At 35.1% G+C, this 19,838-nt stretch carries 22 protein-coding genes and 5 tRNA genes; 4 read left to right on the forward strand and 23 right to left on the reverse strand.

Going from position 1 to position 19,838, the window contains the following annotated elements; genetic code table 11:
• Nucleotides 1-171 precede the first annotated feature (171 nt).
• Nucleotides 172-1,080: a LysR family transcriptional regulator gene (locus tag ACESM9_RS02035; RefSeq protein WP_372994787.1), complete on the forward strand. Its 909-nt coding sequence runs from the start codon at nucleotides 172-174 to the stop codon at nucleotides 1,078-1,080.
• A 38-nt stretch (nucleotides 1,081-1,118) separates the two neighbouring features.
• Here ACESM9_RS02035 and ACESM9_RS02040 read toward each other — a convergent pair.
• From ACESM9_RS02040 to yedF, 17 genes are all read right to left on the reverse strand, one after another.
• A tRNA-Thr gene (locus ACESM9_RS02040) sits at nucleotides 1,119-1,194 on the reverse strand.
• A gap of 8 nt (nucleotides 1,195-1,202) precedes the next feature.
• Nucleotides 1,203-1,279, reverse strand: a tRNA-Asp gene (locus tag ACESM9_RS02045).
• Nucleotides 1,280-1,295: 16 nt separating this feature from the next.
• Nucleotides 1,296-1,371, reverse strand: a tRNA-Val gene (locus ACESM9_RS02050).
• A gap of 8 nt (nucleotides 1,372-1,379) precedes the next feature.
• A tRNA-Glu gene (locus ACESM9_RS02055) sits at nucleotides 1,380-1,454 on the reverse strand.
• A 6-nt stretch (nucleotides 1,455-1,460) separates the two neighbouring features.
• A tRNA-Lys gene (locus ACESM9_RS02060) sits at nucleotides 1,461-1,536 on the reverse strand.
• Between the two features lie 204 nt (nucleotides 1,537-1,740).
• Nucleotides 1,741-3,150, reverse strand: coding sequence for an NAD(P)/FAD-dependent oxidoreductase (locus ACESM9_RS02065; protein ID WP_372994789.1), 1,410 nt, complete (start codon nucleotides 3,148-3,150; stop codon nucleotides 1,741-1,743).
• 497 nt (nucleotides 3,151-3,647) lie between these two features.
• Nucleotides 3,648-4,976, reverse strand: coding sequence for a replicative DNA helicase (dnaB, locus tag ACESM9_RS02070; RefSeq protein ID WP_372994791.1), 1,329 nt, complete (start codon nucleotides 4,974-4,976; stop codon nucleotides 3,648-3,650).
• Nucleotides 4,977-5,000: 24 nt separating this feature from the next.
• Nucleotides 5,001-6,815: a Lon family ATP-dependent protease gene (lonC, locus tag ACESM9_RS02075; RefSeq protein ID WP_372994793.1), complete on the reverse strand. Its 1,815-nt coding sequence runs from the start codon at nucleotides 6,813-6,815 to the stop codon at nucleotides 5,001-5,003.
• Nucleotides 6,816-6,830: 15 nt separating this feature from the next.
• Nucleotides 6,831-7,277 carry a 50S ribosomal protein L9 gene (rplI, locus tag ACESM9_RS02080; RefSeq protein WP_372994795.1) on the reverse strand — a complete coding sequence of 149 codons (447 nt, stop codon included), beginning with the start codon at nucleotides 7,275-7,277 and terminating at the stop codon, nucleotides 6,831-6,833.
• Nucleotides 7,277-9,274: a DHH family phosphoesterase gene (locus tag ACESM9_RS02085; protein ID WP_372994797.1), complete on the reverse strand. Its 1,998-nt coding sequence runs from the start codon at nucleotides 9,272-9,274 to the stop codon at nucleotides 7,277-7,279. Before ACESM9_RS02085 ends, rplI begins: the two co-directional genes overlap by 1 nt.
• Nucleotides 9,274-10,239, reverse strand: coding sequence for a YybS family protein (locus ACESM9_RS02090; protein WP_372994799.1), 966 nt, complete (start codon nucleotides 10,237-10,239; stop codon nucleotides 9,274-9,276). Before ACESM9_RS02090 ends, ACESM9_RS02085 begins: the two co-directional genes overlap by 1 nt.
• A gap of 11 nt (nucleotides 10,240-10,250) precedes the next feature.
• A complete protein-coding gene (locus ACESM9_RS02095; protein ID WP_372994801.1) occupies nucleotides 10,251-10,562 on the reverse strand; it encodes a MazG-like family protein in 312 nt (103 codons plus the stop codon).
• 262 nt (nucleotides 10,563-10,824) lie between these two features.
• Nucleotides 10,825-11,040: a 30S ribosomal protein S18 gene (rpsR, locus tag ACESM9_RS02100; protein ID WP_372994890.1), complete on the reverse strand. Its 216-nt coding sequence runs from the start codon at nucleotides 11,038-11,040 to the stop codon at nucleotides 10,825-10,827.
• A gap of 54 nt (nucleotides 11,041-11,094) precedes the next feature.
• A complete protein-coding gene (locus tag ACESM9_RS02105; protein ID WP_372994803.1) occupies nucleotides 11,095-11,502 on the reverse strand; it encodes a single-stranded DNA-binding protein in 408 nt (135 codons plus the stop codon).
• Nucleotides 11,503-11,520: 18 nt separating this feature from the next.
• Nucleotides 11,521-11,805 (reverse strand): 30S ribosomal protein S6, encoded by a 285-nt coding sequence (rpsF, locus tag ACESM9_RS02110; RefSeq protein ID WP_372994805.1) that lies wholly within the window; start codon nucleotides 11,803-11,805, stop codon nucleotides 11,521-11,523.
• Nucleotides 11,806-11,909: 104 nt separating this feature from the next.
• Nucleotides 11,910-12,122, reverse strand: a complete 213-nt coding sequence (locus ACESM9_RS02115) for a DUF951 domain-containing protein (RefSeq protein WP_372994807.1) — start codon at nucleotides 12,120-12,122, stop codon at nucleotides 11,910-11,912.
• 156 nt (nucleotides 12,123-12,278) lie between these two features.
• On the reverse strand, nucleotides 12,279-12,860 hold the full coding sequence (gene yedF, locus ACESM9_RS02120; RefSeq protein WP_372994809.1) for a sulfurtransferase-like selenium metabolism protein YedF: 582 nt from the start codon (nucleotides 12,858-12,860) through the stop codon (nucleotides 12,279-12,281).
• A gap of 309 nt (nucleotides 12,861-13,169) precedes the next feature.
• On the opposite strand from yedF, the gene ACESM9_RS02125 reads away from it, so the two are divergent.
• Both ACESM9_RS02125 and ACESM9_RS02130 read left to right on the forward strand, forming a co-directional pair.
• Nucleotides 13,170-13,532 carry a DUF2089 domain-containing protein gene (locus tag ACESM9_RS02125; protein ID WP_372994811.1) on the forward strand — a complete coding sequence of 121 codons (363 nt, stop codon included), beginning with the start codon at nucleotides 13,170-13,172 and terminating at the stop codon, nucleotides 13,530-13,532.
• Between the two features lie 15 nt (nucleotides 13,533-13,547).
• Complete coding sequence (locus tag ACESM9_RS02130; RefSeq protein ID WP_372994813.1) at nucleotides 13,548-14,708, forward strand: DUF4097 family beta strand repeat-containing protein; 1,161 nt, start codon at nucleotides 13,548-13,550, stop codon at nucleotides 14,706-14,708.
• Nucleotides 14,709-14,878: 170 nt separating this feature from the next.
• Here ACESM9_RS02130 and ACESM9_RS02135 read toward each other — a convergent pair whose 3' ends face one another.
• Genes ACESM9_RS02135 through ACESM9_RS02145 form a run of 3 tightly spaced genes read right to left on the reverse strand, consistent with a single transcriptional unit; the run spans nucleotide 14,879 to nucleotide 17,221 of the window.
• Entirely contained in the window at nucleotides 14,879-15,511 is a 633-nt protein-coding gene (locus ACESM9_RS02135) for a hypothetical protein (protein WP_372994815.1), read from the reverse strand.
• 11 nt (nucleotides 15,512-15,522) lie between these two features.
• The gene (locus tag ACESM9_RS02140; RefSeq protein ID WP_372994817.1) at nucleotides 15,523-16,128 is read right to left on the reverse strand and encodes a CvpA family protein; all 606 of its coding nucleotides are present in this window, start codon (nucleotides 16,126-16,128) and stop codon (nucleotides 15,523-15,525) included.
• A 13-nt stretch (nucleotides 16,129-16,141) separates the two neighbouring features.
• On the reverse strand, nucleotides 16,142-17,221 hold the full coding sequence (locus tag ACESM9_RS02145; protein ID WP_372994819.1) for a DUF5711 family protein: 1,080 nt from the start codon (nucleotides 17,219-17,221) through the stop codon (nucleotides 16,142-16,144).
• 163 nt (nucleotides 17,222-17,384) lie between these two features.
• Between ACESM9_RS02145 and yyaC the strand changes: the two genes are divergently transcribed.
• Nucleotides 17,385-18,005, forward strand: a complete 621-nt coding sequence (gene yyaC / locus ACESM9_RS02150; protein ID WP_372994821.1) for a spore protease YyaC — start codon at nucleotides 17,385-17,387, stop codon at nucleotides 18,003-18,005.
• Here yyaC and ACESM9_RS02155 read toward each other — a convergent pair whose 3' ends face one another.
• From ACESM9_RS02155 to ACESM9_RS02165, 3 genes are all read right to left on the reverse strand, one after another.
• On the reverse strand, nucleotides 18,006-18,287 hold the full coding sequence (locus ACESM9_RS02155) for a YkuS family protein (RefSeq protein WP_372994823.1): 282 nt from the start codon (nucleotides 18,285-18,287) through the stop codon (nucleotides 18,006-18,008).
• Between the two features lie 45 nt (nucleotides 18,288-18,332).
• A complete protein-coding gene (locus tag ACESM9_RS02160) occupies nucleotides 18,333-18,830 on the reverse strand; it encodes a DUF4446 family protein (RefSeq protein ID WP_372994825.1) in 498 nt (165 codons plus the stop codon).
• A 69-nt stretch (nucleotides 18,831-18,899) separates the two neighbouring features.
• A complete protein-coding gene (locus tag ACESM9_RS02165) occupies nucleotides 18,900-19,766 on the reverse strand; it encodes a PhzF family phenazine biosynthesis protein (RefSeq protein WP_372994827.1) in 867 nt (288 codons plus the stop codon).
• Between the last annotated feature and the right edge of the window lie 72 nt (nucleotides 19,767-19,838).

Here is a 19,838-nt window from a genome sequence, read left to right on the forward strand (position 1 = left end):
TCCTAGTTATAGGCAGTCACTGATTTATCAATTGTATAAATATTATTTATTTTATAATAATTATATGTCCCTTTTCCTTGACTGTCTAATACTTGTTTTATATAATTTAATAAAAGTTCTCTATGATTTAATTATGCTGTTATAACTTTCAACTCCACAGGAGGTGATATTATGACCTTACAGCAATTGAGATATTTTGTTGAAACAGCACGTACACTGCATTTTACTAAAGCAGCTGAGAATCTCAATATATCTCAACCCAGCCTCAGTTATGCAATTTCCCAACTAAGCAAGAGATTAGGTGTACCACTTTTTAAAAAGGAAGGTATAAATGTTTCATTGACAGAATACGGTGAAGCCTTTCTCCCATATGCTGAAAGTGCTCTTAACATACTTGTCCAGGGCGAAGCCCAGCTTAATAAAATGTATTATCCTTCAAACGGGAACATCAATCTAGGATACATCTACTCTGTCAGCTTTGATGCAATTCCACAATTAATCGATGAATTCTACATCTATAGGGGTAACCGTAATATTAGTTTCAGTTTCCAGGTTAATATAACTGAGTTCCTAATGAAAAAGCTGATAGAAGGCTCCCTTGATGTTGTCATGGCTCCGTGTAGTGGAGTAGTTAACGAGTGCATCGAATCTATCCCTTTATTTGAACAGGAGCTCTATCTTGTTGTATACAATAGTCATCCTTTAGCAAAGTATACATCAGTCACAATAGATGATTTTAAGAATGAAAGATTCATAATGATCAAAAAAGGAACTGATCTATTCTATCAAACCAATTCCTTATTCAAAAAATACAATATAATCCCAAACATCTTTTTTGAAGTTGACGAATGCAACTCTATGGCTTCTTTTGTAGGAGCACAGCTTGGAATAGCTATTATGCCTAAAATACCTGCCCTCGACAGCTATAAGGTAACTGCTATTCCCTTTCAAGATAGAACAGTAAACAGGACTATCAGGATTTTCTGGAATAATAGCATACAGCATTCTCATGCTCTCAAAAGCTTCCTGAACTTTTGCAAATCATTCAGGTCAAATAAAAGTGCTGTCAATAATACATAAAAAAAACACTGCAATTACTTGCAGTGTTATCTTTCATATGGAGCTGGTGAACGGAATCGAACCGCCAACCTGCTGATTACAAGTCAGCTGCTCTGCCAATTGAGCTACACCAGCCTACTTAATGGCGACCCAGAACGGGCTCGAACCGTCGACCTCCAGCGTGACAGGCTGGCATTCTAACCAACTGAACTACTGGGCCGAATAAAATTTTAAAATGGTGGGCACAATAGGGCTCGAACCTATGACCCTCTGCTTGTAAGGCAGATGCTCTCCCAGCTGAGCTATGCGCCCAATTATAATGGTGACCCGTAGGGGAATCGAACCCCTGTTACCGCCGTGAAAGGGCGATGTCTTAACCGCTTGACCAACGGGCCATTTGATGGTGATCCACCGGAGAGTCGAACTCCGGACACCATGATTAAAAGTCATGTGCTCTACCTACTGAGCTAGTGGATCCTCTGTGAGTGTTAGCGCTCACATTTATACATTCTACATGTTTCAAACCATTTTGTCAACATTATTTTTATATTTTTTTATTGCCAATTTTATGTTGAGTTAATGCGTTTTTTAACATGCAGTATTAAGTGAGATAATGATATTATAATTGGATTTTTAATTTTTTGCAATGGCAAATCTTTGTTTTTATATACAAAATTATCATTAAAGCTTACTAATTATATCTCTTGCCACAACTATGCCGGTTACAGAGGCTTGCATAAGCCCTCTGGTAATACCTGCTCCATCACCTATTGTATAAAGGTTTTTAACTGAAGTTTCAAATTTATTATTAACCTGTACCTTGCTAGAATAAAACTTACATTCTACACCATATAGAAGAGTATTCTTTGAATATAGACCAGGTGCTATATTGTCAAATGCCTTCATTGCTTCTATGATGGATACCAGATATCTATGAGGCAATACATAACTTAAATCTCCAGGCACTGCATTTTTCATAGTTGGTATAGTTGTAGACTTCTTCAATCTATCCCTATCTGTTCGTCTTCCCTGAAGCAAATCTCCAAGTCTTTGAACTAGTATACCACCGCCTGTCAACATATTTGCCAGCCTTGCTACATATTTACCATACTCAATGGGCTCTTTGAAAGGTTCTGTAAATCTTGTTGAAACTAACATGGCAAAATTAGTATTATCAGTTTTAAGGCTGTCATCTGCATAGCTATGGCCATTTACTAAAGCTAGACCGCCTTCATAATTTTCTTGAGATACCACTCCGCCTGGATTCATACAGAATGTTCTTACTTTGTTGTCAAAAGTATCTGAATAATAAACAAGCTTGGCCTCATAGAGATCCTTTGTAAGATGATCCATAATGCTATTAGGAACTTCTACTCTTACTCCTATATCAACTGCATTGTTAGCAGTTTTTATTGAAAGTTTTCTAGTTTGTTCAGAAAGCCATTCAGCGCCTCCCCTGCCAGGAGCTGCAACAATATATTCTCCTTCAATAACTATTGTTTCCTTACCTTTTATATTTATTGTTACAGATTTTGCTATGCTGTTTTCCTCATTTATATCTACTACTGTTGTCAATTCAGAGAAATCAACCTTTGGATTCTCTACCAGGTATTTATACATGCCTTCCAAAACATAATAAGCTTTTTCTGTGCCTAGATGTCTTACTGGACAGGGAATCAGCTGTATATTATGTCTCGAAGCTTCATATTTTACATCATCAATCTTTTTACTGTTTAAACCATGAACTTCACTTTGAGCTCCAAAGTCTAAATAGATGGAATCTGCATAGTTTATCAATTCCTTTGCTTCATCTTCTGTCATGTAATCGGTAATATTGCCACCGACCTCAGGACTTAAAGACAGCTTACCGTCACTAAAGGCTCCTGCTCCTGACCAACCAAAAGTAATACCACAAGGGTCACAGCTCACACATCTGCCTATGCTTCTTGCCGGACATTTCCTCTGAGACAAAGTCCTACCTTTATCCAAAATAAGTATGTCTAAATCCTTGTTGTTATTTACCAACTCAAGAGCCGTAAATATACCTGCCGGACCAGCACCTATTATGATGACATCATATTTATTTTTCATAAATTTCACCCTTTATTCATCAGTATATTTTTTCTGCCTTTGTGTATAAGCATAATGTTTACATAGAAGCCTTTCTTATATTAACAGATGTGTATTATAGAGTCAACTTGTGTACAACTTATTAACAACCATCACTTATTATTCATAATATTATTTTATTCTATATATCTATTTTTGACTACTAATAGATTATTATGTCATCAACCGATAACACGTTTCAACATATATTATGTTAATTTGTCATATTTTATCATATTAGTTGAATATTCTGTATTTTCTTGTTTCCCTAATTCTTGATTTTCGAATCCACATTATCCACATTATCCACAGAGATATGCACATATGTTCGAATAGCCTTTTGTATATATGTAATTTCAATGGATGTAGAATCGGCATTTTTGACTTTATTCAAGTTATCCACTTGTTACATAAAATATTGTGGATAACTTAAGAGTAAGACATGACACGGAGTAAAAAAAACCGCGAATATCGCGGTTTTACAACTTTGCTTTATCTGCAAACTTAGTAAACTGTCCCAACCATACCAATTCTACAACACCGGTAGGGCCGTTTCTCTGCTTTGCTATTATAACTTCTCCTATGTTCTTTTTTTCTGTATCAGGATGATAGTATTCATCCCTATAAAGGAATATAACCACATCTGCATCCTGCTCGATGGCACCCGACTCTCTTAAATCAGATAATATTGGCCTGTGATCTGCTCTCATTTCAGGTGCACGGCTAAGCTGAGACAAAGCCACTACCGGTACATCCAGTTCACGAGCCAATGCTTTTAGGGATCTGGATATATCGGAGACTTCCTGTTGCCTGCTGTCATATTTACTGCTGCCGGACATGAGCTGTAGATAGTCTATGGCTATCAAGCCTAAACCATGCTCTATTTTCAATCTTCGGCATTTTGCTCTCATCTCAGTAATAGATATTGCAGGAGTATCATCTATGAATATGGGTTTATCAGCAAGTACCCCCATTGCTCTGGCAAGCTTTATCCATTCATCTTCCGTTATATCTCCTGTCCTAAGTCTATGTGCATCTATCAATGCTTCTGCACAGAGAAGCCTTTGTGAAAGCTGCTCCTTTGACATTTCTAATGAAAATATAGCCACAGGAATGTTTTCCCTCACAGCCGCATGTTGCACCAGGTTCATCATAAGCGCTGATTTACCCATAGATGGTCTTGCTGCAATCAATATAAGGTCTGATCTTTGCAAGCCCGACAGCTTCTGGTCCAAGTCCACAAAACCTGTTGGTATCCCAGTTATTTTACCCTTATTTAGGTAAAGTTCCTCAATTCTGTCAAAATTGGTTGTTAGTATTTGCTTAATAGGTACAAAGCCTTGAGAGGATTTGCTCAAGGAAATATCAAATATGCTCTTTTCTGCCTGATCCACTACCTCTATAGGGTCTTCTGGATTATCATAGCATTTGGATATAATTTCATTGGATGATTTTATCAGCTTTCTTAATAAGGATTTTTCTTCTACAATTTTTACATATTGATCTATATTGCTGGTTGTAGGTACAATATTCATAAGCTGAGTAAGGTAAGTTATACCTCCCACTGCCTCTAAAGTATTTCTACCCTTTAACTTTTCTGTAAGAGTAATTAGGTCCACAGGATTATTATCATTATAAATATCAATAATTGCTTCAAAAATTTCTTTGTGGACTTCCCTATAAAAATCATCGCCTTTCAATATTTCAGAAGCTGCTGATATAGCTTCCTTGTCCAAAAGCATTGCACCTAAAACAGACTGTTCTGCTTCTAAGTTGTTTGGCGGTATCTTTTGTATCAGCTCACTCATAATTACACCTCACAAACCCCAGGGTTATATGGTCAAAAATTCCATTACTTCTTTTATATTGCCTGCTTCAATTATGTTTATACCTTCAATGTCTATGGTATCCTTTTTATTTTCATAGGGTATTATCATATGCTTAAAACCTGCCCTTATGGCAGCGTTAATTTTCTCTCTTATTCCACCTACTGCTTTTATGTCCCCGCCTATAGATATTTCCCCCGTTATACAGCAATCTCTGCGCAAAGGTTTTTGCATGATTGCTGAATACAAAAGACATGTTATAGCCAGACCTGCTGATGGTCCATCTACTTTGGCTCCACCAATGCAGTTAACATGTATATCATATTTGTCAGGATTTATGCCCATGTTATACTTAAGAACTGCAAGGGCATTGAAAAGAGAATCTCGTATCATTGAGCCAGCTGTTTCATTAAATCTTACAGAACCCATCTCATCATCTCTTTTAAAGGCTAAGGATTCAAATTCTATAATACTTCCTAAATATCCATTTACCCCAGCTCCATATACCTTTCCTGTTTCAAAGCCTACTCTCTCTTCTGTATATTCCTCCCTGACAAGAGGGCCTAATACTCGCTTTGCTCTGTCATAATCTATGATAACTCTCTGATTCGGCTTTTCATAAAGGTGACTGGAATAACAGTCTAACAAAATATTTATGGCTTTTCTTGCGTCATAGGTATGCTTGCTTATTAGTTTCTTAGCATCATCGTCTATGGTTATATCAAGCCTTTGGGCACCATTTTCCAATATAGCTTCAATATCTTTTGGGCTTAGCGGATCAAAAAATATCTCGGCACATCTGGATCTTAATGCAGGGTTTATCTCCTCTGGTCTTCTGGTTGTAGCGCCTATTAGTATAAAATCTGCTGGCGCTCCCTCCTTGAACAGCATATGGATGTATTTTGGTATTTCAATGCTGCTTTCATCATAGTATGAAGAATCAAAATCAACTTTTTTGTCTTCCAGCACTTTTAGTAGCTTGTTTTGGAGCATTAAGTCCAATTCACCTATTTCATCTATAAACAAAATACCTCCATGTGCTTCCGTCACCAGCCCAGGTTTTGGCTCTGGTATCCCTATATCAGATAAATCTTTTCTTGCTCCTTGATATATAGGATCATGTACAGAGCCAAGGAGTGGATTTACCGCCTCTTTAGGATCCCATCTCAATGTAGTACCATTTACTTCGATAAAAGGCGCGTCTTTATCAAAAGGACTATATGGTTTCTCCTTAGCTGTTTTAAGCGCTATTCTGGCAGCAGATGTTTTTCCTACACCAGGAGGTCCATAGATAATAACATGCTGAGGAAAAGGAGAAGCAATCTTTGATATCAATGTTTTTACGCCCCTATACTGTCCAATAATTTCTTCTTCTTTTTGGGGCCTTAATATATCTGATATTTGCTTTGTCAAAGATATCCTTTTCTTCTTCTCTAATTCTGCATACTTTTTCAGAGTTGATGGATTTTCATTATCTGAGTGCTTTTTTATAATCTGAAGCTTTATTTGATTTAAATATTCTCTTTCATTTTCCTCTATTTTATGGAGTATTTCCTGCTTAATTAACTTTTCCGTATACACTCTGGCAGCTTTATCTGATAGCTTGTCCCTTATAGATTCCAACATATAATCCAAATCCATCTGCTCTTGAAATGACGCAGCCTCTTCCGGATTAAGTATTTGCCAGAGTTTCTTTGCCTTTGCCTTAGGATCCTTTAAATCATCTATGCCTTTACATTTCATGTCTCCGTAGATTTTCTTGCTGTAATCAATAAGTACATCTAATAATTCATTATTGCTGCATACTATGCTATATTCCAATGTGACCCCTCTTCCCTATTCTTGTGCAACAGTTACTTTCACCTTTGCTGTAACCTCTGGATAAACCTTTATCTCAACTTCTTGAGTTCCCAAAGATTTTATTGCGTCATCAAGAACTATCTTCTTTTTATCTACTTCTATTTTATGTTTTTGCTTTATTATATCTGCAATATCCTTAGCTGTAATTGAGCCGAAGAGCTTCCCGTTTACTCCAGCCTTTGTCTTGATTAATATCTCGATTTTATTCAATTTCTCAGCCAGTGCTTTAGCTTTTTCCAGCTCTTTTTTCTTTTTATTTTCCAAGGAACTCTTCTTATCGGATATTTCATTGAGCTTGCCTACAGTAGCTTCAACCGCCAGCTTCTTTGGGAATAAAAAGTTCCTTGCATATCCATCGCTTACATTTACAATGTCATCTTTTTTCCCCAAAGATTTTACATCCTGCAGTAAAACAACCTTCATTATCTCTCACCTTCCTTTATATATTCATCTATTGCATTCTTAATCATTGTGATGGCTTCTTCCATATCAATACCGGAGAGTTGGGCACCTGCAACAGTTAAATGACCTCCGCCACCCAGTTTCTCCAATACAACCTGTACATTAATCTCACCAAGGGATCTTCCGCTAATGAAAATATACCCCTCAATCTCAGATAATACAAAAGACGCATTTATTCCTTTTATGTTTAATAGCTCATCTGCAGCTTGAGCCGCAATTAGTGCAGGGTTATCTACATTTTTCGGTATATATGAAATGGCAATATTATTTTTATACATCTGCGCCTTCTTTACAACCTCAGCCCTAATCAGGAATGTATCCATATTATCCTGAAATAATTGTCTTGTCAGAGTGGTATCAGCTCCAGCCCTTCTCAAGAAGGACGCAGCTTCGAAGGTTCTGACTCCTGTCTGGAAGGAGAAGTTCTTCGTATCTATAAAGATGCCTGCCAACAACGCCTCTGCCTCAATCTGTTTAATCTTGGGTTTTTCAAACATATATTGGAGAATCTCAGTAACCAGCTCACTGGTAGATGAGGCATAGGGTTCTATATATGTGAGTACCGCATCATCTACAAATTCAGTACCTCTTCTATGGTGATCAATTATCACCTTTTTCTCTATTCTATTAATTAATTCCGGTTCTACTGTAAAGCTAGGCCTATGTACATCCACAATGATGAGAAGGGTTCCCTTACTATCATAAGTTAAGGCTTCATCGCCACTGATAAATGCATCGTCATATTCTTCGTCTTCTCTTAGTTCTGTCCATAGATTTTCTATACCTGCATTAACCTTGTTCAATACTATTCTAACCGGCTTGTTATGGTTTTTACAACACCTATATATTCCCAAAGAAGCGCCCAAGCAATCCAGATCAGGCATTTCGTGGCCTAATATGAGAATATCCTGGGCCTGTTCAATGAGCTGTCTCAAAGCATAAGCGATTACTCTCGCCTTTACCTTTGTCCTCTTTTCTACTGCTTTTGACTTGCCTCCATAAAAAGAAAGTTTATCATGATTCTTGACTACAGCCTGATCCCCTCCACGGGCTAAAGCAATATCCATAGCGCTCTTTGCAAATTTTTGAAGCTCAGCATGAGTCTTCCCATTGACACCTACGCCTATGCTTAATGTGAGAGGAATCTTGTTGCCGGAGCTTATTTCCCTGATGGTGTCCAGAATCTCGAAACGCTTTTCCTCAATTATTGACAGCTGCTTCTGGTTAAAATGAAGTATATATTCTCCATTCATATATTTCTGTATAGAAGCATTATGCAACGCAGCCCAAGAACCTATAATTCTATCCAAATCTGCCAGTATAACCGGTTGAGAAGCTTCTTCCACATCCTTTAGTACTTCTTCCAAATTGTCGACTTCCAGAATGGCGACCACATTTTTTTCTTCCAGATATCTATTTTTAAGCATCACATATTCCGTCTTATCGATTAAATATATTATTATTATTCTTTTTTCACTATCATCTTCGGATATATCAAAGGGCTCACAGTGTAAATCATAATATCTGTCTTTGACACTTGTGTTCTTAAACTCTCTTTTCTCTTCTTTTAATACCATATCCAAGTCAAAGCCAGGCAAATAGTTTGTTACATTCTCATCCAGCAGATAATCTCCTTTGAACATCTGCAGGAATAATGAATTGTACCAGCTTATATTGCCTTCTTCATCACAGATAACCAGCGGAAAAGGCAGATTAAGTATAGCATTCTTTGTTGCAAAATCCACACTCTCCGATAGCTTCTCAATATAAAGTCTTAGTTCTTCCTTCTTTTGAACCTTCTGCTTTACATTGTAATAAACGAGATAAACTAGCAGCGCTGTTCCCAGTAATCCAACAAACAGATTGTAATATCCAATAATAAGAACGCTTATACCTATAATCCATAGATAGATATTGGAATCAGGCATTAACATTCTATGGAAAAACCTGCCTTTCATCATATCCCCCCGATATGCCTTTTATTTAGTTTTCTAAAGTCAAAAACTGTATCAATAAGTCCTATTAATGCAAGGTAGTTTGATAAACTAGTAAACAGGAAAAACATGATAATAACCTTAAGTGCTTTGCTGATGCGATACTTATCAAGTAAAAAATACGCTGCCGATAATCCTATTATGGTAAATACCCACTTTATAATATATATTATATTTATTTGAACCGTTTGCATATTTGGTACTTTAAAATATGTAGCTACCATTGACAAAAGCAATATTACTAACATACCCAAAGAAAAATTATTAGGCACTCTCCATTGTGAAAATGGTTTGACATCTGCTACCTCATATTTCATTCTCTTTAATACTACTTTAACAAATTTATAGTTCACGAAAGAGAAAAACATGCCACTTAGAAGAAAAAGAGTAGGTATCACATGTTGTATAGCAACTAGAGATTCTTTCATGGTGGTAATAGTACTGTTCAATTGCTCCTCTGATATTCCCATGGATTTATAAAGGCTGGCAGCTGAATCAATAGATTCACTCATAATACTCATCATCTGTTCCATAGCCTGCCCAGCAGATTGTCCTGCCAAAAAGAATCCAAATAATATGCCAAATACAGAGCATACAGCCAATACCAAACCAGAAACGGTTATGTTTAAAGCCGGGTTTGCCTTTTTGTGCATCAAATATCCCATGATTATGCCTGCTATTCCGAAAACCAGGAAAAGATATAATCCACTAAATGGTTCTGTGAATATGGCAACTATTAGTGCTGCCACCACTGCAGAAACAAAGCTAACCTTTAATCCATTCCTGAAACCTATGATTATTATAGGGGTTGGCCAAAACATACCTAGTAACGAAAAAAAGGGCATATAATAGACCATTATTCCTAATACAGCTGTAACTGAAGCAAATATGGCACCTTCTACAAGGGCCTTTGTATTAATCCTGTTCATTCTGCACCTCTTTAATGCTTATGTAGGTATTCAGATAGGTCCGACAAATCTCCATACCACTTTTCCGTTTCGTGACCTTCCAACATACCAATTTTTATTTTGTCCATTATTTTAGAATCAATTACACCATAAGATAAGCCAAGCCTTTTGCCTAATAAATATGTAACAAGTATAAGATTTGCCAAAATATCTAAAAGAGCATCCCGGCTTGCTTTAGTACCTTTTAGTAATATTTGAAATAAGGAAGCCACTGATGTCAGCAGTTCGCTTTTTAGAAACTCAATTAATCTTATATTTCTGGTAATATCAGTCTCTTTCTGCATTACCATCCCCCCTCAGCAACTATTAAATAGTTCTATGTATTTTATCATTATCCTTCAAGTAATAAATGCCTTTAGTCATTACTAGTGTTAATCATTATAATAACACACTAGCTTTTTATTCACAATAAGGAAGGCTTTCATTGTAATTCATTAGGTCAAGTTAACACTAAGAAATACTAGAACTTTTCTATAGTCCATAAAAAGGTTGCTCCCTAACTTTTTTCGCTATAAAAGAAAAACCCGGTTTTATCCGGGTTATATATTATTCTGCTGTAAAAGGCAATAATGCAATATTTCTTGCTCTCTTTATTGCCACAGTAAGCTGTCTTTGATGCTTTGCACAGTTGCCTGAAATTCTTCTTGGTATAATCTTACCTCTTTCAGTAATATATCTGCGCAATCTATTAACATCTTTATAATCTATATTTTCAACTTTATCTATGCAAAAGTTGCAAACACGCTTCTTAGGCTTACGCATTCTACCACCACCTGAATTTCCGTGTTTATTCAAAGTTATTCCCTCCTATCCATTTTAAAATGGAAGATCATCTTCCTCGTCTACAGGATGGAAATCTTCTGTCTCAGCGCCAAAACCCATTTGTCCGGTTTGGCCCCTAGAATCAGAGGCTCTATCCAAAAAACCAACTTCATCGGCGACTACCTCATATGAATAATGACGCTTGCCTTCTTGGTCATCCCAAGTTCTGGATTGAAGCCTACCAGATACGGACACTAATCTGCCTTTACCAATATACTTATGAACATTTTCTGCTATTTTCCCAAATACTACAATAGGTAAGAAGTCGGCACTTTGTTGTCCTTCTCTTTTGTATACTCTATCTACTGCAATTGTAAACCTGGTGATTGCCATTTGACTGTCAGGAGTATACCTGATTTCAGGATCTCTAGTCAATCTACCAACAAGGGCAACTCTATTCATATATTACACCGCCTTTTGTTATTTCTCTAATTTTACGATTAGATGTCTGATTATGTCCTCAGTTATACCAAAAACTCTGTCCAATTCCTTTGGAACATGGCTTTCTGCTTTATACTTCATGTAAACATAGTAGCCTTCTGCATAATCTTCGATAAGATAAGCAAGTTTTCTCTTGCCCCATTCATCAATGGTGTCAATTTCTCCATTTTCCTCAATAAGAGCCTTAAACTTTTCCACAAGGGCTTTTATAGCCTCTTCTTCCACATCAGGCTTAATTATATAAATAGTCTCGTATAAATTCATTAATATTCACCTCCTCCCCTCGGACTAACGGCCCTGCATTTGCAGAGCGAGGAATTTACGCCATAATATTATAACACTATTATTTTTTTTCATCAACTGTCTATCTAAATATTTTCTTCTGATTCAGCAGATTTTATTGCTTTTTTTACAGATTTCTCAAACTTCACCCTTGGAAGCATAACTACTCTGCCGCATCCTAGACATTTCATCTTAAAATCAGCACCTACTCTCGTAACCTCCCATTGATTACTGCCGCAGGGATGAACCTTTCTTGTTTCAACAATATCGCCAACATTAAATTTCTTCGGATAGTACATAGCAGCCTCCTTACTCCTTTTCATTGAAGTTATATTTAATAATATCATAATCCAGCCTATAGTTCCATTAAAAACCCCTATTAAAATTCAACAAAATGGTAAATAATCATACCCGCATATTATAAAAGCCGATAGAATTAATCTATCGGCCATGACTTATCCAATATTTATTACTTTTGCCGCAGTGTGCATTCTTTCTACTATGGAATACATATTTCCTATTACTCCTATCTTAAGGCTTTCCTTCAAGCCATAATAATCCAAACATGTACCGCAACTTATTATTTCGACACCGGCATCTCCCAGCTTAATCAGATTGTCCAAAACCTCAGAGCCTTCTGAGGTAAGTTTTACACCTCCATTGAGAAAAATCAAAACCTTGGGCATTGGCGATACTTCAGTCAAAGCATACAAATAACTTTTCATAAGAACTTTTCCCAACTCATCATTTCCGCTTCCAAGTTTATCATTTGTGATCACTATGACTATATCATCATTATTATTATCACCTTTTTGCCCTTCTTCCTTGGATTTATTTATTGAAATATAGAAGCAACCTTCTTTCTCTTCTATATCATATGGGAGATTTAAATTTGAAGCCAAACGGCTTACATTTTCTTTGGCAGTTAAATTGTCAACTATTGATACTACAATGCCTTCATTTATTTCTTCCAAAGCTTTCTTAGTTTTTATAACCGGCTCCGGACATTTTAAACCTCGGCAATCTATCTTTAACATAATTTTTTCCTCCTCAATCATATGCCTTTTATACTTTTATTCTAATACTTTCTCACCTTCAGAAGAATTGATATAGATATAATCAATATCAATTCCATTAATAATAGATTTAATCTATATACAGAATATAATTTACTCCCTCATGGATGCATAAAATCCTAAATATTAAATTATTATTAAATGTAAAGATTAAAATATTTAATTATTTTTTTATTATTAATTAAATATTTTAATTATGCTATTGACATTATTAAATTTTGATGTAAAATGAATACAATAATATCCATATTTTAGTCAGGAGTTGTTTTCATGAAAAAAGAAGTGCTAGGTACATGCCCTGTATGCTCTGGTAAATTGGAAGTAGCAAAACTTAAATGTAGGAACTGTGGTATTTCCATTGAAGGAGATTTTGAATTATGCAAGTTTTGTATGCTATCAAAGGAGCAAAAAGAATTTGCAGAAATATTTATCAAGAATAGGGGCAACATCCGAGAAATAGAAAGGGAAATGGGTATTTCTTATCCTACAGTCAAGAACAAATTGGAAAACCTCATAGAGGCCTTAGGCTATAAAAGTCAGCCCAGGGATGGAGATTATAAGAAAGATGTGCTTCAACAGCTATATGATGGCAAAATATCCGCCGATGAGGCAATCAAGTTAATCAATGATTAGGAGGAGCAATTTAGAATGGAAGAGAAAATAATGATTCTTAAAATGCTGGAGGAAGGTAAAATTACTTCAGAAGAAGCATTAAAACTTCTTGAATCCGTGGAGAAAGCAAAACTATCAGATTCTGATACCATTAAGATGAATAAAACAGAGCAGAGCAATTCTAGTGATAAGTTTAATGACACAATAAATAAGTTCAGCAAGAAGGCTGAGAAATTTGCGGACAAATTCGGCCCTGATTTTATTGCAAAGGTTGAAAGTATTAGCACTGATTTTGCAAATGCAGCAGTAAAATTCGCAGATAAAATAGTGAACTATATTAACTCTGGTTTTAATAATTCAGATGTATATAAGACTATAACAAAGAATTATTGTTTTCCATTAGGTACTGATGAAAATGTAAAGCTAATTATAAGGACTCAGAATCTATCCATAACTACAAACTACACAGATACTTCTGAAGTTACTATGGAAATGAAGCTTAATTTCCTTTTTGAAAGTGCCGATATTGATAGCTTTATCTCCGCCAAATACGAAAACGGTGTTATTTATCTCCATACTGACTTTCCTATAAGAACCTGGGGCAGTCTGATTATAAATCTTCCTAAGAATGTGGAGGTAATGGAAGTAGAAACAGGCAATTCAAAATGCATATTAGAAGGTTTCCGCGGTAAAGTATTAAATTGCTCCACTTCCAATGGAAAAATCGAATTGAAGGACTGTCATGCATCAGAGCTTAAAGCAAGAACAAATAATAGCAAAATATATGTTTATGGCTTAAAATCTGATAAAGCAGAAATCCATACTTCAAACAGCAATATAGAAATTGAAAATTCATTTTTCGGTAAACTTGTTTCCAATACAAGCAACGGCAGCATAACTTTGAGTCGTTTTGACTCCCCCGATATTGGAGAAGCATTATATATGCTTCACACTTCTAATGGAAAAATAAAAATAAATCTACCTAAAAATAATAGTTCCGGCTATAAAATAAAAGCCAGAACTTCCCTTGGCAATATTAATATTTCAGACTTAGGTTCATCTTATATAATCGATAGAGGAGAAGGAAACATAAAAGCAGAAGCTGCCATAACAAGTACAGATTATGAATCTTTTAGCAAAAGATTATTTATTGAAGCATCTACATCCAATTCATCAATAAATATCAGCAATGATTGAACGAGACTTTATTCAGGGGTGAGAAATCTCCACTGAATGTTAGTCGAGTCCATGCGAGGTGAATTGCCCGACTGAGGGCAAGAGAAGGTGCCCTGGGGTACCAGACTTAGTCGCCCTTTTATATTAGCAGCTTCTAGAGTCTAGAAACTTTAGGGCGAGTTAGTTCAGTGTTAGGAACCTTTACCGCTGAAAACCTTCATCAATAATATTATGCCTATAAGAATTAGTACTGCAGGTATTATATAGTTATAGTATTTATATATTCTCCAGCTCAATATGCCGAAACTGAATCCAAGAAACACAATACCTAATAGGATTAAAATAGTACCAACCACTAATGGCCAGCTGCTCTTCTCATAAAAGGCTATAAAATATATAAGATAGAAAGCAAAGCCCAATAGGAGAAAGTAGCTGGGCCACATTTTTCCTGAATTAAAATTGCTCATCAGAAACAAGTATATAGCATGTGAAATTAATATTGCGCCAGGAAAAACAAATCCAAAAATCCTTTTGGAATAGTAAAAATAAAGGAATATTATACCCAATGTAAGAAGCACCAGCTCTGTTGACATCCTTAGGTGAAAAATACCATAGTAATCAAGTAAAGATATCAATCCAAATATTATGCCTAAGGTTCCCAGCACAAGGAATAGATTCTGCTTATTTAAATGCCATAAATAGAATAAAAATATTCCTACAAAAATAAGCAAAGAGTTATCTGGCATTAACTTTAAGTTCTTTAATATCGCTGATAATCCAATTAATATAAGAATAAATCCTAATATGGAACGCCTTCTATTCATGTTTATCACCTCTACTTTATTAATATGTTCAAGGCAGTATTCAATGCCCATCCAAATATGAAATTATATTGATAGAAATATTTTGATAGTAGAGAGTTGGACATAGCCTGATGAATAAAATCGAACTTTTCTAAAGAAGCCAGAGGCATAAGCATGGCGAAACAGAAAAGTATCAGGAGTATGGCATGTATCAATCCAAGTATTGCACCAAAGCTATGATTTATTGTGCTAAGTACAGGAAGCCTGAACACTTCCTTCAGCAAAGCTTCTAAAAGTGAAATACATATTCTTACTGCCAGAAAGACCAGAAATATTGCTATACAATTTATGATTACTATTGTTATGTACTGATATATGTTGTTGAACCCCTTATCCAAAGGCAGCGTTAATGCAAAAGCTTCCGATACTTTATTTTTTTCTATGAAAGTTAATAAGGTATCTTCTATCCCGGTTTTTTCAATTAGAAACTCAGCAAAATGCCCATAATATTTCCTTGCCGCAATAATAGATATGATAAGACCACCAACACTGAATAAGCCATGTATAAAACCTCTTGCAGCACCATATAAGACTCCTATGGTTATTACAGATAAGATTATATAATCTAACCAATTCATATTATCACCCTTTTCAATAACCAAGTTTCTGAAGCTTTCTATTGGATACTATATATATGCTAGTATCATCATATATATATGCACTATTTATGTCTATGTTTGATTCATATAAAGCCATTATATTTCCCTGCCTGGAAAACATGGTCAAATTGTCTTTATCATAAATCAGAAAGTACTTATGCCCGGCAAATACACCTTCAGGTTTTGATTTGACAGCAGCAGATCCAATTTGCCTATAATTTAAATCATATACAAATACATCATAAAACTCGCTGTTTTTCTGTATTATTACCATTAAATCATCACTGAAAGACACTTTTACTAAGGGATTTGGAAAGTCTTCTTTTTTAATTAGCTTGCCGTCTGCTCTAAACTTCATCATTGATTTATCAGATATAGCTATCAATTCTCCCTTAGAATTGTATATTATACTCGGTATTATAATATTTTCAAAATCCTGAGCCCATGTTATTTCACCCTTATTGTTATATGTAGCCAATCTAGTAATAATCTTATCGGAAGAAGTATCGATCATTGATATTGAATAGTTTTTATCAGCTGTTCCATCAAAAGAAATCACTTGGGCATTATTAATTACTCCTTGGCAGTATTTCACACCTTTCATATTGAATATCTCAAAGTAATTATAACTGCTCTCTCTATATTGAATCAGAAGTAGCCCTTTGTCAGAACAATATATATCTGAAGCCGGAATCACCATCTCGTACTGCCACAACATTTCTCCGGACTTTGATATTGTTGTAATACTTTTATTCTCTATATTTACGACAAAATCTTCACCGCAGCCTTTGATGCTGCTCACATCACCATGGAGCTTCATACTCCATAATATAGTGCCCTCCATATTTTTTGCTCTAATATTCGAGTTTTCTCCTTCAATCATTATATCTATACCATTATATATGACGCTATTATTGGAAACGGGGACAAGCTCTTCATATACTTCTAGTCTTTTCACCTCACCCAATAAAGGTTTATCTCCTATAATTATATCCTTGAATACTAATAAAACCAGAAAGGCAAAAACGGCTATTATCAGCACTAAATATGGTAATGCTTTTTTCCTTGTCATTCTATCTACCCCCACTAAATGTTAGCCGAATCCATGCAATGTCAATTACCCAACTCTATACACTGATTATATCATTTTATATCCCTTTTAGCATTTTAATATTGTATTCAAATATGGTTTTTTGGAAATACTTAAATTGATAATTTTATAAGGAGTACAGGATATGAGCATATTTGAAAGATCAGTTGATATATCTAAACCTTTTTCATTTATATATTTCTCTTCCTATTTCGAAGAAGTTTTCAAAAAAAATTATAATAACAGCTACTCTGATACTGTTGTCTTATGCATTGGAACAGACAGATCAACAGGAGATTGTCTGGGACCTTTGGTAGGTTATAAACTGAAAGATATGAAATTAAAAAATGTACATGTTTTAGGATCCCTAGATGAACCGGTGCATGCAAAAAACCTGGAAATGTATATTGATAAATTAAATATCTATACCAATCCTTTTATAATAGCCATAGATGCTTGTCTAGGTAAAGTGGATAGAATCGGTTTTATAAGTATAAAGGAAGGACCTTTATCTCCTGGCGCAGGTGTAAACAAGAAACTTCCTTCAGTAGGCCATATAAGTATTACGGGCATTGTCAATGTTAGTGGCTTTATGGAAATAGCTGTACTCCAGAACACCCGCTTAAGTCTTGTCATGAACCTGGCTAATATAATATCCAGCGGAATAAGATATAACTTATGGAAGTATTTCGGTCCTAATTCTTCTGTAGCCGCGGATATTGATGGGGAAAGCAAAAACACAGAAAGTATCTTTCAAACAATATGATTAAAATAAAGGACTATATGTTCTAGTTGTCAATATCCTTATTATTTCATCCATGCTTTTATTTTCAGCATTTATTAATAATGCTCCTGGTAATGTTGAATTGAGTGAATTGTATGCGTTTATCATTGAAGACTTGTTCACCTCGAAATAGGGATGGGAATCTTTGTCCTTATATATAACTGCATCTGCTGCACCGCCTTCACCAATATAAAAGCATTCATAACCTCTGCTTTCCAATTGTTCTTTGATGTTTTCGAGACCTTTTTCTATCGCAATAATCATAATACCACCTCTAGGTTATTATCCCTTTAGCGAGGTGGTATTATACTATCTTTTGTTTTTCAAACACCTGTCCAAGACCATTTCTTCTTCCACAGATAATGGATATTTTGAGTTACCGCTTTCAATGGGTTTGGCATATGTGACAGATTCATTTCTACCATATATAGATGTCAATATGACTCCATTATTATAATTATCCAGCATAGCTATTGAATAGCTCATATCTGATCCTGTATCAGAAAAGGCATTATATCTTGTTATATTTACCTTTTGTATACATCTGTCAGTTTGTTCTTTTAGGTGAATTATTTCTTGATTCAGCATCTGTACCCTCTCCATCGAAGAATCGACACTGGACATAAAATCCACCATCATTTGCTCCAGATTTTTGTTTGTACTTCCCCTCATCATTTTTTTGTACTTTCCCTTTAACCTGGACAAACTAACAGACAAAATAATATTCCATATCAATAATAACCCAATGGCTGTGACACAAACTAATATGATTATTTGGTTATCTTTTACTAATTCTAATAAGTTCATACCTTTACCTCATCTTCTAGATTTAACACTGAATATTAGTCTCCTTCTATTAATGTTTCACGTGAAACATTAATAGTTTAGCTGTTGGGTTTCAATAATCTGAGCCTTTCCACCCACATACAGTCTGTTTGGTTCTTTTTCATCATTAAACACATAAATGTTGCTAGGACTATCCATAAAATAACCTTGCTCTATCTTAAATTGATTCTTCCTTATTTTGTTTATCGCCAGGTTTTTTATGTAGAACACCAAAGAAGCATTAGAGGTTCCTGTGGCAGATTCTTCATCTATTCCATAGGCAGGAGCGAAATTTCTACAGGAAAAATCAGAATCTTCTTCTAATGTTTCACGTGAAACAACATGAGCTCCCACTATGCTTTTACTATTACAGAAGGCAATCATTTCTTCTTTTTTTATTTTCATATTCTTCAAAATCATCAAATCGGTAACTTCTATTATAGCATCCTTTAATCCTGTGGACACTATGGATATTTTTCCATTCATATCTGGAATTATATCATCTTTCTTTAAACTAGTTATTCTTTCAACATCGTCTATTTCCGCATAACCTGCTATTTCCGGTTCCTTCATTTCAATTAAAAAAATATCTTCCTTTCTAATCACCTTCAATCTGCCAGCTTTAGTCAAATGAAAAGCTTCATCACCTTTTAAAAAGCCCAACTTGTCCAATATATAAAAGGAAGCCAGCGCGGCATGACCACAAATATCCACTTCCTCAGTGGGAGTAAAATATCTGATAGTAAAATCAGGGTAGCTTGATTTTTTCATGCTTATGAAGGCAGTTTCAGAAAGATTATTATATCTTGCAATATCTTTCATTTCTTTTTCAGTGAGGCCTTTATCATCTAGGACAACAGCAGCTTTATTTCCTCCTCCTTTTTTTGAGACAAAGGAGTCTAAAATATATTGTTTCATGAAATACCCTCCAAAGCTAAAATTTTTGATTTTAACGATATTTTGTATTTTCTAATGTTTAGATATTAGATA

This window comes from Lutispora sp., from assembly GCF_041687175.1.
GTDB lineage: Bacteria > Bacillota > Clostridia > Lutisporales > Lutisporaceae > Lutispora.